Here is a 13,430-nt window from a genome sequence, read left to right on the forward strand (position 1 = left end):
AAGGAGAACATCAATGGATTGGCTTCCAACACTTTGGTTCATTGTGATCGCGCTGCTCTGGTGCGGCTATCTCTTCCTCGAAGGCTTTGACCTCGGGGTGGGCATGCTCATCGGTCTCGGCCGTTCCACCGAGAAGCGCAAACGGCTCTTGCTCAATACCATCGGCCCGGTCTGGGATGGCAATGAGGTATGGCTGCTGACCGCCGGCGGTGCGACCTTCGCAGCGTTTCCGCACTGGTACGCCTCGCTGTTCTCGGCCCTCTACATTCCGCTGACCTTTGTCCTGCTGGCGTTGATTTTCCGTGCCGTTGCCATTGAGTACCGAGGCAAGGCGATCACCGCAGCAACCCGGAAAGCTTGGGACCTGGCCTTGGGAATCGGATCGCTGGTGGCCGCCTTCGGTGTCGGTGCCATGCTGGCATTGACCACCTTGGGTCTGCCTTTGAACGAGAACGGCGACCGAATCGGAGGGGCCTTCGCGTGGCTGAACTGGCATGCCGTCCTCGGCGGCGCAGCAGTGGTGGCGTTCTGCTGGATCCATGCGTTGGCATTCCTGCGGTTGAAAACCGACGGAAAAGTCCGCCATGAAGCAGGAAAGCTCGTAGGCCGCTGGCTGCCGCTAGCAATCCTGCCCTTAGTTGCGTGGGTCCTGCTGGTGCTGCTGGACAACGATTCCACCATCGCCTGGGCGGTGTTGGGCCTGGCAGCGGTCTGCCTGGCCATTTCGATAGCCAGCGGCCGCGCTGGGCGCGAGGGACTCTCCTTCATCGGCCTGGGCGCCACCTTGCTCGCCGGGGTCGCAGCGATCTTCACCGCCGCTTACCCGGTAGTGCTGCCATCGACCATCGACCCGGCCTTCGACCTGACCGTGGCTAACGCGTCCAGCACTGCCTACACCCTGAAGCTCATGAGCGTCGTGGCCGCCTTCGGCGTGCCAATGGTCCTGGCGTACCAGGCCTGGAGCTACTGGGTCTTCCGCAAGCGCTTGCGCGAAGAGCACATTCCAGAAACTCATCGAGTCGTCTCCATCATCAAGTAACCGCATTTCCGAGGGAAAGAAGTAGTAATGCCAGCCCCGCGATTCCTGCCGCGTGAACTGATCACGCCACGACAATTCCTGGTTTTGGCGCTGTTCTCCGCGCTCAAAGTCGTCGGGCTGGTATTCGTCGCCTACGCGCTGGGCCAATGGATCGCCACCATGGCCGATGGAGGGGCCAATAAATCGCACCTGCTGATCCTGGCGCTGGCCGGCGCCGCGCTTCGAGCGCTCAGCGCATGGGGATTGAACGCCGGCGCCCGCCGCATGGGCCTGGGCGCGAAGGAACGGCTACGGCTGAACCTGGTGCGCAGGCAAGCCGCGCAACCGGCCATCGTCCCCGCGGCGGAACAGCATTCCATACCGGTCACCGCCACCTTGGCCAGCCATGGCCTTGAGAAGCTCGATGACTACTTCACCAAATTCATTCCTGCGCTCATCGGCGCCCTGGCCGTCCCGCTGCTGCTTGGCCTCTACATTCTGCAGCTGGACTGGATCAGCGCAGTGGTGCTGCTCCTGACGATCCCGCTGGTGCCGGTGTTCATGGCATTGATCGGCATGCACACCCAGGACACCCTCAACGAATCCCAAGCCACCTTGGATCGGCTTGCCCACCAGCTCTACGAACTCGCCCAGGGCTTGCCCGCACTGCTGGGCTTGGGCCGGGCACGGGCCCACGGCAGCGCCATCGCCGCCGTCAGCAGCAAATACCGGGCGGCCACCATGGCCAACCTGAAAACCGTATTCATGTCCAGCTTCTGGCTGGAACTGATCGCAACCCTTTCGGTGGCGGTACTCGCGGTGATGATCGGCGTGAGACTGGTCAGCGGGAATATGGATCTCGCCGCCGGGCTGATAATCCTCATCCTGGCACCCGAGCTGTTCTCGGCACTGCGCGAAGTGGGCTCTGCCTACCATGCGGCCGATGACGGGCTGGCTGCCTACCAGAAGTACACAGCCATCACCGCTGCCACCCCGGTCCATCAGCTTCGTGCCAGCACTGCCAGGAATGCAGATAGCGTCCTGGACGTCGCGGACCTGCGGATCAGCTACGATGGCATGCATCCAATCCACCAAGCCGTGAATATTCAGTTGCGCGCGGGGGAGCGCCTTGTATTGTCCACTGCCAGCGGTTCGGGCAAGAGCACGCTGCTCAAGCTGATCGCCGAGGCGCACAGCAGCGACAACACCTTCGATCCGGCCTTGGCCACCGGGCGGGTCTTCATAGCCGGCCAGCTTGCAGTGATTAGCCAGCATCCGCAATTCAACGCAGCAACCGGCAACGGGCAACTGGACCAGGACGCCCCCGCGGCATCGGCTGAACTGCGCCGAGAGCTCAGCTCCCGGCTATCGATGGAGTCCATGCTCGAGCGCCCGATCGGTGAATATTCACCCGGCGAGCTGCGCCGCCTGGAAGTGCTGCGCGCGTTGCTGCGGGTTCACAGCGACGACCACTGCACCGTGCTGCTGGCCGATGAGCCTACCGCGCACCTCGATGAGCGCAACGCCCAGCAAGTACGCGAACTGCTGAGTGAACTTCCAGCCCGCTGCGCGATGCTGGTCGCCAGCCACGACCCCGCCTTCGGGCAGGACGAACGTGCGGGCAGCATAGCGCATGGTGCTGGCCCTGCCCACCGTGAAGAATCCGCAGGCAACCGGTCGCGAGCCACCGCGGCAACGCAGCCTGGCGCCACTGGCCAACGGCCGGTGAAGTCCAAGTTCACCCCGATGCGCGACTTGCTTGCCGGGTACAAAGCTGCCCCCAAGGGCGTGCTCTGGGGGACAGTCAGCGTGCTATGCGCCGTGGCGCTCGCGGCCCTGAGCGGTTGGCTGATCGTTGAAGCCAGCTACCAGCCTCCCATCTTGCACCTGACCGTAGCCTTCGCGATGGTCCGAGGCCTGGGAATCGGACGAGCTGCCTTCCGCTACCTGGAACAGCTCGCGATTCACGACGCGGTGCTGGCCTATGCCTCGGATTTGCGCGAGAAGATGTGGAACGCGATGGTGGCCAACCCCGCACAGTGGGGCTTGCTGACCCGTTCCTCGGTCATCCTGCGATTCTTGCTGGCCGAGGTCGATGAACTGCGCGACCTATTGGCCCGGGTGCTGTTCCCGCCGCTGCAGGCAATCGTAGTGTGGGTTGCAGCAGCAACGGCCTTGTACTTCATCCAGCCCGAATTCGGATATCTGGCCCTCGGTGCGCTGCTGGTGCTGGTCTTCCCGGTGCGTTGGCTTGTGCAGCGCATTGAAGGCGAACACCTCGTGCATCAGCTCAGCCACCGGATGCAGATGAACCAGAGCGTGCTGGGCATCTTGCGGCACAAGTCCGCACTGCGCAGCAATCAGGCCATGGAACGGACCATTGGCCGGTTCCAGGACGCCGAAGCACGCAATACGCAGCGCGCTCGCCGGCATGCCCTGGGCCAAGGCAGCGCCACGGCCCTGGCCGCGTTGACCAGCGTATTGCTTGCCATTGCCATCACCGCGCTATCGCACAGCAGCGCATCGTTTACGGCACTGGCCGTGCTCCTGGGCCTGGCCTTGGGGGAGAGCGCTGGCAATGCCCTGCTGGCGGTGCAGCAGGGGCGGGCGCTGAAGGTACTGTCATCGAAGCTGGAAGAACGCGGCATGCAAAGCCACGGCGCACGAGCAGCGCAGCACAACCCGCCGGTGAAGCAAAGCAGGATCGCCGGCTTCGATGCGCAAGCGCTGAGCCTCGGGTACGAGCAGGGAACGCCAGTTCTGGAGAATCTGAACGCCCGCATCCCGGCAGGGCAATGGACGGCCATTACCGGTCCATCGGGTTCTGGCAAATCGACGTTGCTCACCGCGTTGCTGGGCGCGTTGCCAGCGCAGGCGGGCACGTTGAAGGGCATCGATGCCCGCGGGAACCTGCTGGATCTAGAGCAGGCAGACCTGTCATCGGTTGCCTGGTGCCCGCAAGAGGCGCACCTCTTCGACTCCTCGATTCGCCGGAACCTGATGCTGGGCGTCACTGAAGGCCAGCTGCGCAGCGATGCGCAGCTGGAAGAAGTGCTGGAGCAAGTCGGGCTGTCGGACTGGTTGGCAACACAGCCAGAAGGCCTCGAGGCACGCATCGGTTCCGGCGGGCACCAGCTCTCCGGCGGTCAGCGGTGCAAGCTCGCCGTGGCCCGTGCCATGGTGGGCGGCCACCAGATCATCTTGCTTGATGAACCGACTGCCCATCTGGGGGTGGATGAAGCCCAGGAGCTGCTTTCCACCTTGCATCTCGCCCTTGCCGGACGAACCGTCGTCTTGATCACCCATGACCAGATGCTTGCCGGGCAGTGCACCCACCGCATTGAACTGGGAAGCCAGAAGCCCAGGGTCAGCGCATAGGACTGCGGCGTCGCTTCCACCCACGGATAGGAGGTGGAAACGACGCCGCGTTCAGTTCTGGCGCTGCTGGATTAGAGGATTACTCCACCGTCGTCGAAAGGCAGCGCGTCTTCGCCCGGCGTGATCGCCGGGGCCGCTTTTGCCTTGGTTGTCTCGGGAATCAACGCTTCTTGCCGCGCGGTTGCCTGGAGGTCCTGGGCAGCAGGTGCTGCAGAAGCATCGTGCCCGCCGGCAATGGTTCCGCCAATGATGTTCACTGACTGGGCCAAAGGCGCGCCCGAACCATCGCGCTTGCCATATTCGGTAGGCAAAGCACGCACTACGCCTGCCGTGGAGCTGGCACGCGCAGGACCCTGGCCGGCATAGCCTAGCTGCAGGTAGTCCTCACCCTTGACGAAACGGTGAGCGCGCACGCCCGCGGTGGCGCGGCCCTTCGCCGGGAACTCGGAGAAGTCGGTGAGCTTCACCGACTGGCCCGAGGTGCCAGGAAGGGTCTGCGAACCGGCAGCGATCGTGGCCACCACCGCGTCGCCAGCACCGGCAGGAACCACACCGAAGAAGATCACCTGGTCATCGGCGGCGAGCTTGATGCCGGCCATGCCTTGTCCGGTGCGGCCCTGGGCACGCACCGCCGAAGCGCTGAAACGCAGCAGCTGAGCCTGCCTGGTCAGGAACACCAGCTCATCGGCATCCTCGGCCGGCGCCGCGGCAATCACGACGTCGGTGTCCTTGAGCGTGATCGCCTCGAACTCGTCACGGTTCAGCGGGTAGTCCGGGGTGACCCGCTTGACCACACCGTTCTTGGTGCCCACGGCAATCACCTGGTTCAGCGGAACCAGTGCCACCGCGCTTTCGCCCTTGCCCAGCTTGAGGAATTCGGAGATCGGCACGCCATGGGCCAGCTGCGGGAAGCCATGGGATTCGGGAAGCACCGGAACATCGATCAGCGAGATGCGAATAATCCGTCCGGTACTCGTCAGCGCTCCGATCTCACCACGGGCGCTGGAGGCAACCTGCGAGGTGAGCACGTCGTGCTTGATGCGCGCCGCGGAGTAGTCCACGACGTCCCGATCAGGAGTCCGGGCGAGCTGCCCCGTGGCCGAGAGCAATACCCAGCACGGGCTGTCGGAGACTTCCATGGCCAACTTGGCCTTCTTGCCTGTCCCGACTTCTTCAGGCAACGCGGTGCCCTTCAGTGGTGCCAGCTGAGCAGACTTCAGCAGCTTGGTCCGGCGCGGGGTGCCGAAAGTGTCGGCCATTTCCCCGAGCTCATCGGAAACCAGGGTGCGCAGCAGCTCATCGGACTCCAAAATGGCGCGCAGTTCCTCGATTTCGTTGCGCAGCTGCTCGGCTTCGGTCTCCAGCTCCAGCGTGGAGTACTTGGTCAGCTGGCGCAACCGCAGTTCCAGGATGTGGCTGGCCTGCGGCTCGCTCAGGTCGAAGACCGTCATCAGGCGTTCGCGTGCTTCTGCGGTCTGCTCGGAGGAACGGATAATGGCAATGACATCGTCAATATCAACGATGGCAATCAGCAGGCCCTCCACCAGATGCAAACGGTCTTCACGCTTGGCCAGGCGATGCGCGGTGCGACGGCGTACAACATCCAGCCGGTGGTCCACATACACGGTGAGCAGCTCGCCCAGCCCCATGGTGCGTGGCTGGCCGTCGACCAGGGCAACGTTATTGATGCCGAAGGAGTCTTCCATCGGGGTGTACTTGTACAGGCTGGCCAGGACAGCGTTCGGGTTGAAACCGTTCTTCAGCTCGATAACCAGCTTCAGGCCGTGATGCCGGTCGGTCAGGTCGACAACATCGGAGATGCCGGAGATCTTCTTGCTGTTGACGCCATCCTTGATCTTCTCAATGACCTTTTCAGGGCCCACGCCATAAGGCAGTTCGGTGACTACCAGGCCCGACTTGCGTGCGGAGATCTTCTCCAGGGCCACGGTAGCTCGGGTGCGGAACAAGCCACGACCGGTGCGGTAGGCATCCTTGATGCCGTCCAAACCGGTAATGCTGCCGCCCGAGGGCAAATCCGGGCCCGGAATGAACTTCATGAGTTCTTCGACGGTGGCGTCAGGTTCCTTGAGCAGGTGTTGCGCAGCAGCGACAACTTCGCCCAGATTGTGGGGAGCCATGTTGGTGGCCATGCCCACGGCAATGCCGGTGGTGCCATTGACCAGCAGATTGGGGAATGCTGCCGGCAGCACTTCGGGCTGCATGAACTGGTTGTCGTAGTTCGGGACGAAGTTCACGACCTCTTCATCCAGGTTAGCGGTCATGGCAACAGCGGAGGCTGCCAGACGGGCCTCGGTGTAACGCGGGGCTGCCGGGCCGTCATCGAGCGATCCGAAGTTTCCGTGGCCATCGATCAATGGCAGCCGAAGGGAGAAGTCTTGGGCCAGGCGGACCATGGCGTCGTAGATCGCGGTGTCGCCATGGGGGTGCAGCTTGCCCATCACTTCGCCGACCACGCGGGCAGACTTGACATGGCCCTTCTCCGGGCGCAAGCCCATTTGCGCCATCTGGAAGAGGATGCGGCGCTGAACTGGCTTCAGCCCATCACGGGCATCGGGAAGCGCGCGGGAGTAGATCACCGAGTAGGCATACTCCAAGAAGGATGATTCCATTTCATTGGTGACGTCTATATCGACGATATTTTCAACGAAATCCGCTGGAATCTCTTCAGACTTCTTACGAGCCATTACTCTGTTCGTCCTTCATCTACTGTCTTAGGGCCGGAACTGCCGAATCTTCGTGTTGCATCTGGGCGCAACGCCGAACTGCCGACTATCCTAAGCCTATGGTGGATCGTAAACTTTCGGCGGCATATCCGGCGCATTGGGAAGCAGATGTTGTGCTTCGCGATGGGACAACTGCACACCTGCGGCCGATTACTCCGCAGGATGCCCAAGCGCTCCAGGAGATGCACAAGCAGCAGTCTGAGACGTCAGTCTACTTACGCTATTTTACGTATAAGTCGTCACTGACCCCTAAAGAGCTCGAACGGTTCACCAATGTCGACCATGTGAATCGCGTCGCCTTCACCGTGGTTCGTGGCGCAAGGATCATCGGCGTCGGCCGCTACGACCGCTTGGATGACCCGCGGGAGGCGGAAGTCGCCTTCAACGTCTCGGACGAATACCAGGGCACTGGTATCGGCTCGATCCTCTTGGAGCATCTGGCCGCGGCGGCCCGTGAAAACGACATCGAGAAGTTCTCGGCCGAGGTTCTTCCAGAGAACCGGAAGATGCTCACCGTCTTCTCCGATGCCGGGTACGCGGTCGCACGGCATTTTGAAGACGGCGTAGTCATGCTCGAATTTTCCATCAGTCCCACCGAGAAATCCCGCGAAGTGACCGAGGCGCGAGAACACCGCGCCGAGGCGAGCAGTGTTGCTGCTCTTCTGGCGCCTAGGTCCGTTGCCGTCATCGGAGCCAGCCGCACCTGGGGCAAGCTGGGGCACGACGTGCTGGAACAAATTGTGGAATCCGGGTACACCGGTGCCGTGTATGCGGTGAACGATGCGGCCTTGGAAGTGGGCGGCATGGTGGCCTATGGGAAGATCACCGAAATCCCGGGACCGGTGGATGTCGCCTTCCTGTGCATTCCGCGCGAAGGGGTCATGGAAGCCATCGGGGACTGCGCCACCCACGGGGTCAAATCCCTGGTCATCATGACCACCGGCTACGAAACTCCGGAAGGGTTGAGTGCCCAGCGTGAACTTGTGTCGCTGGCTCGTGCCAACGGCATGCGGGTGGTAGGGCCGGGTTCTGCCGGGCTGATGAATACCGACCCGCAGGTGAAGCTGTATGCCACCGGAAGCCACCACGTTCCGCCATCCGGAAACGTCGGATTCTTCACCCAATCGGCCGCCATGGGCACAATCATCCAGGGTGTGGCCTTGCAGCAAGGTGTTGGCCCCAGCAGCGCCATTTCCGCAGGCCTGCGCGCTGATGTATCCGGCAACGACGCGATGCAGTTCTTTGAGGACGACCTGCGTACCCATGTTGTCGCGTTGTACCTGGAATCCTTTGGCAACCCACGCAAGTTCGCACGCATCGCCCGGCGCCTGGCCCGCAGCAAGCCTGTGATCGTGGCTAAATCCGATGTGATGGGCCGCCGCCTTCCTCCGGGCCACTCGGTGCGCGTAGGCCAAGCGCCACCAGGTGCAATGAACGCAATTCTTCGCCAGTCTGGCGTGATTCGCGTGCGTTCATCAGAAGAGCTGCTGGATGTCACGGCCCTGCTTTCGGTCTTCCCTGCGCCGAAGGGCCCGAACGTTGCGATCCTGTCCAACTCCTCGACCATCGCAGAGGTGGTGTGCGACGTCGCCGAGGACAGGAACCTGAACACCGTCGTGCAGAGCGAAGAGCTGGACTACAGCATGGGCCAGTCCAAGGCCATTCCGGTGCTGCGCACCCGGATCAAGGAACTGGTGGAAGACCCGCAGATCCACACCATTCTGCTGGCGCACCTGCCCTACTCGGAGCTGGATACCAGCGCAGTTCTGAAGGTCGCCAAGGAGTTCATTGGCCAGCCAAAACCAGTGGTGGCATTGGTTCCGGGCCTGGCGGATACGAAAATTACTGGCGGCCTGAAGCAGGGGATTCCGGTATACACCTCGCCAACCACCGTCATCGGCGCCCTGGCCAAGGCCTATGGATACCAGCAGTGGGTTGACGTTCCCTACGAGCCGATGAAGGATCCAGCTGGAATCGACGTGGACGGTGCCGCGGAGTACCTTGATGAATTGGTGCAGACCATCTCGGGGACCAACCTGCTGGAATTGGACGACGCGCAGGTGCAGAAGCTGCTGGACTTCTACGGGATCAAGTTCCTGTCCCATCGGGTGGTGCACACCGCAGAAGAAGCTGTTGCGGCGGCCGAAGAATTCGGCTGGCCGGTGGCACTGAAAGCCAACGACCCTGATCTGCGCCAACGCCTGGACTTGGGCGGCGTGCGCTTGAGCATCCCGGACAAGCAGAGCCTGGAAGCGAACTTCACGCATATGAAGTCGCTGATGGCGGTTTACGGCGTGGACTCCCTGGAAGTGCAGAGCATGGCTCCTGCTGGCCAGGCTTGCGTGGTCAAGGCCGTGGAAGACCCGTTGCTTGGTCCAGTCATTTCCTTCGGGCTCAGCGGCGATCCGGTAAACCTGCTCGATGATTGGGCCCACGGCGTGGCGCCGTTCTCCACCCATGATCTGGAACAGCTCATCCGCCGTCCGCGCAGCAGCGTGCGGCTCTTCGGCTACCAGGGATTGCCGGCGGTGGATCTTGATGCCCTGAAGGACTTCATCACCCGCGTCTCGCTCTTCAAGGACAACCATCCTGAAGTGACCGTTGCCAAATTCGCGCCGATCACCGTTGCCACCGATTCGTTGAGCGTGCTGGCGGTGAACATCCAGATCAGCAACGCTGAGCAACGCACAGATAGCGTCCGCCGGGCATTGCGTAATTGAGTGCAATCGCCGAAACGTGAATTGCCTGTGGCGACTGAGTAGAATTGGGGCATGAGTTCTCCAACGTATTCGACCACTCCTGGCGCTGAGCTTCAGCATGATCTGGTCCGTGCGGGTTTTTATCCGCAGATGGTCCAGGATGTACTGGCTGAAGCCATGATGGGCCAACCAGTGCTTGACCACTATGTACATCTGGAAACTCACTTCGACCATACCGAAGTGCACCGCCATATCACCGTTATGGTGATGAGTGAAAAGGTGCTTTTCATTGTGCACGTCGATGACCAGCAGCTTGACGACCACGGCAAGGACGTCATGGCGCAGGTCTCCGTCGAAATGATTTCCCTGGCCCGCATCGCCTCGGTTGCCACCAGTTACGTCTACCACCAGCCGCAGCATTACTCGGCCGCTGACCCGGTCAAGGAATTGACCTTTGGACTGTCCTGGAACGGAACCAAGCGGATTGATCTGGCCCCTGCCGCCTGTGCCGATCCGCAGTGCGATGCCGACCACGGGCTGAACGGCACCTCGCAGCCTGAGGACTTGGTCATCCGCGTCAGCGCCGAGGCCGACGGCCAGCAGGCCGTGAACAAGGCACGGGAATTCGCTGTCCGCCTGCGCCTGGCCACGATCGCCTGAGCATGATCGAGGAACAGAAACGCAGCAACCTGCCTGTCCCGGCACAGAAAATCCCGGACGCGCCCAAATACGGCCAAGCTACACTGTCGGAGATCCTTCCGTCGGCAGCCGCTGCAATGGGCGTTCCGGGCTACGAGAACGCTTTGGGCTTTGCCCCGACAAAACGTGTGGCACTGATTATGGTTGACGGACTGGGCTGGAACCAGCTCAAGAGCCATCTCGGGCATGCACCCTTCCTGCGCGGCCTGTTCGAAAAGGGGCAGAAGCTGGGAACGGGATTCCCTTCCACCACCGCGACGTCCCTGAGCAGCCTGGCCACGGGCCTGGCTCCCGGCGAACATGGAATGGTTGGCTATGACGTCATCGATCCGGCCAAGCGCCGTGTAGTTAACCAGCTCGGAGGATGGCCAGGGGACTTGGACCCCGAAGCGTGGCAGACTCGCCCGACCGTTTTCCAGAAAGTCGCCGAGCACGGCATCCACGTGGCTACCGTGTCTATTCCGATGTTCGCCAAGTCGGCCCTGACTCGCGCGTCGTTGCGCGGCCCCAAATTCGTGCCGGCGAACCAGCCTGCGGCCCGTGCGCGTGCTACCCGAACCATTTTCGAGTCGAACCGCAATTCGCTGGTCTACACGTACTTCAATGAATTGGACAAGGCCGGACACAAATTCGGCGTGGACTCCAGCCAATGGCGGGACACGCTCGAAGAGTTGGATTACGTCACTAAGAACCTGGTCTCCAAGCTGCCAGAAGAAACCACGGTGCTGATTACCGGTGACCATGGAATGGTGGACATCCCCGCATCCCAACGCATCGACTACAGCCAGCAGCCGGACCTTATCGAAGGCGTGGAGCTGACCAGCGGCGAACCTCGTGGAGTCCAATTGACCTTCGACACGCAGACCGACGCGGCTAGCCGGTTACGCGTACGCGAGGCCTGGCAGCAGGCCTACGGCACCAAAGCCTGGGTGATGACGCGCGAGGAAGCCATTGAACTGGGCTACTTCGGCGCCATTACCGAAGAGCATGCAGCCCGGCTGGGTGATCTGATGATTCTGGCAGCGGAAGCTATCGCTTTCTACGACGGCCGACGCGTTACGCCGATGGCGTTTGACATGGTAGGGCAGCACGGATCGCTCACTGCGGGGGAGCGCTTCATCCCGCTGCTGGTGCACCGCACCACCTAGTTCTCAACGGAACAAGCGCATACGGGTGCGGGAGCAGCATTGAATAAATGCTGCTCCCGCACCCGTATGCGCTCTAGCTCGGCGGCGCGTCAGGAATCGGTGTCCTTCTTGCGCTTGCCGAACATGATGTCATCCCAGCTGGGGACCGAAGACCGCTTGGCCTTGCGCGGAGCGGACTCCTCGGTATTCTGCTCGGACGGCTTGTCCTCAGTGCTGTTCGCACCGCCGGCATCCTGATCGGTGACGACCACCAGCTGCGAAGTGCGTGCCGAAATTCCTTGCGGAAGGTGCGGCAGCGAGTCCTCATCGTCGGCGTCGTACTTGCTCATGCTGCGTTCGATGATCTCGTTGTAGCGTGACTCGCGCTCCGGATCCTGGTCCTTCGTGCGCTGCCCACGACGAGCGTTCAGCAACGTGACCAGTTCTTCGGTCTCATCCGGTTCCGGGGTGCTGGCTGCAGGAGCCGGCTCAGGCTCTGGCTGGTTCAGCGCAGAGACCGGGCGAAAGTACTCAGGGGCCACCTGTTCGCTCAAGGTTTGTGCCCAGCGGTTCAGATTTTTCAACGACTTGCGTGCCGGGGTGAATGCCCACCGCGCACTGTTCGAGGAAGCTTCAGTGGAATCCGAGCCCAGGGACTCGACATTCTCGGTCGGCAGCGGGGAATCGAACTGCACGGTAACGATCCATTGGCCTTCTGGATCTTTCCAGGCGTTCCATCGAGCCGAGTCGGCGTCGATGTGCAGCTGGTGCAGGCGGTGGACCACCATGGAACCAAGATCCGCAGGCTCTTCGCCGAATACTTCGCGGTATTCGGCATCGGTTTGTGGTCCTGAAACCTCGACACGACGTGCTAGCTCGGCGATGTGCTCGCGCTCAGCCAGTACCGGACCTTCGTACTTGACGATGTCCTCGACTGGGATATCCCACTCGAGAGACAGATCGTAGGCGGAAGCACCAGCGCGCACTCGCGCTTGAATTTCGCGCGGCGAATGGACCGAGGACTCCTCACGGTTCCTTGGAGCCCGCGAACGGGCAATTTCGGCCATTGCACTGCGCAGTGCATCGTCAACAGGTAGCTCGAAGCTCATCCCGTCGTCGCTGCTGACCTGCAGGCTGGAACCATTTTCATGAATTCCTACCAGTCTCAGCTGACGCATTCCTACCCTCCACACGCTCTATTTCCTGTGTAAAACTCTGCCACCTCGAGGCCTGAATTCCTACCACCGCGCAGGGTGTGGCGCAAGATTAGTCATCAACCTCACGCAGTAATTCCTTGAACCTTCCGCCCATGGCATAGCGTGGCATGAACGGGAATGGATGACCCGGAATAACGCTATACTTCTATGCCGGTATAAGTTTTCACCTTGTGAAGCAGCCGGCTAGGACGAAGACCTGCAGGAAAGAGCGAAAAACGATTATGGCAAATGAATCTGCTGCACCCGTGGCAATGTCAGAAGCGGAACGAGCCAAGGAAATCGCTCAGCTCAAGGCAGGCAAGACCGCAGCCATGGCCAACCTGGTTGACGAGGCCGAAACACCCTTGGCTGAGGAATATGTTTTGCCCGGCGGCGAAGCATCGCAGGAAGAAGCGAGCATCGAGATCCTGCCGGAGCAGGCAGACGAGTTCACCTGCGCATCTTGCTTCATGGTGCGTCACCGCACGCAGCTGGCCCGTGAAGACAACGGGCAGAAATTCTGCAGCGAGTGCGAAGGGTAGGAAGCTTACGCAACAGTTCTGAAAGCG

8 protein-coding genes are annotated in these 13,430 nt (G+C 61.6%); 6 read left to right on the forward strand and 2 right to left on the reverse strand.

Annotation, left to right across the window (positions count from 1 at the left end; translation table 11 throughout):
- Positions 1–13 precede the first annotated feature (13 nt).
- Together cydB and cydC are read left to right on the forward strand one after the other, a co-directional pair.
- A complete protein-coding gene (gene cydB, locus ACIOU9_RS03000; protein ID WP_402695988.1) occupies positions 14–1,039 on the forward strand; it encodes a cytochrome d ubiquinol oxidase subunit II in 1,026 nt (341 codons plus the stop codon).
- A 27-nt stretch (positions 1,040–1,066) separates the two neighbouring features.
- A complete protein-coding gene (gene cydC, locus ACIOU9_RS03005; protein ID WP_402695990.1) occupies positions 1,067–4,396 on the forward strand; it encodes a thiol reductant ABC exporter subunit CydC in 3,330 nt (1,109 codons plus the stop codon).
- A 71-nt stretch (positions 4,397–4,467) separates the two neighbouring features.
- Here the strand turns inward: cydC and ACIOU9_RS03010 are convergent, their stop codons facing one another.
- Positions 4,468–7,101, reverse strand: a complete 2,634-nt coding sequence (locus ACIOU9_RS03010) for a DNA topoisomerase (ATP-hydrolyzing) subunit A (protein WP_402695992.1) — start codon at positions 7,099–7,101, stop codon at positions 4,468–4,470.
- Between the two features lie 98 nt (positions 7,102–7,199).
- Between ACIOU9_RS03010 and ACIOU9_RS03015 the strand changes: the two genes are divergently transcribed.
- Genes ACIOU9_RS03015 through ACIOU9_RS03025 form a run of 3 tightly spaced genes read left to right on the forward strand, consistent with a single transcriptional unit; the run spans position 7,200 to position 11,686 of the window.
- The gene (locus ACIOU9_RS03015) at positions 7,200–9,860 is read left to right on the forward strand and encodes a GNAT family N-acetyltransferase (protein WP_402695994.1); all 2,661 of its coding nucleotides are present in this window, start codon (positions 7,200–7,202) and stop codon (positions 9,858–9,860) included.
- Positions 9,861–9,911: 51 nt separating this feature from the next.
- Entirely contained in the window at positions 9,912–10,499 is a 588-nt protein-coding gene (locus ACIOU9_RS03020) for a DUF5998 family protein (RefSeq protein ID WP_105656760.1), read from the forward strand.
- 2 nt (positions 10,500–10,501) lie between these two features.
- Positions 10,502–11,686, forward strand: a complete 1,185-nt coding sequence (locus tag ACIOU9_RS03025; protein WP_402695995.1) for an alkaline phosphatase family protein — start codon at positions 10,502–10,504, stop codon at positions 11,684–11,686.
- 89 nt (positions 11,687–11,775) lie between these two features.
- On the opposite strand, the gene sepH is transcribed toward ACIOU9_RS03025, so the two are convergent.
- Positions 11,776–12,843, reverse strand: coding sequence for a septation protein SepH (sepH, locus tag ACIOU9_RS03030; RefSeq protein WP_402695997.1), 1,068 nt, complete (start codon positions 12,841–12,843; stop codon positions 11,776–11,778).
- 260 nt (positions 12,844–13,103) lie between these two features.
- Between sepH and ACIOU9_RS03035 the strand changes: the two genes are divergently transcribed.
- Positions 13,104–13,403 (forward strand): DUF4193 family protein, encoded by a 300-nt coding sequence (locus tag ACIOU9_RS03035; RefSeq protein ID WP_105656757.1) that lies wholly within the window; start codon positions 13,104–13,106, stop codon positions 13,401–13,403.
- Positions 13,404–13,430 lie beyond the last annotated feature (27 nt).

Source organism: Glutamicibacter sp. NPDC087583, assembly GCF_044743685.1.
GTDB lineage: Bacteria > Actinomycetota > Actinomycetes > Actinomycetales > Micrococcaceae > Glutamicibacter.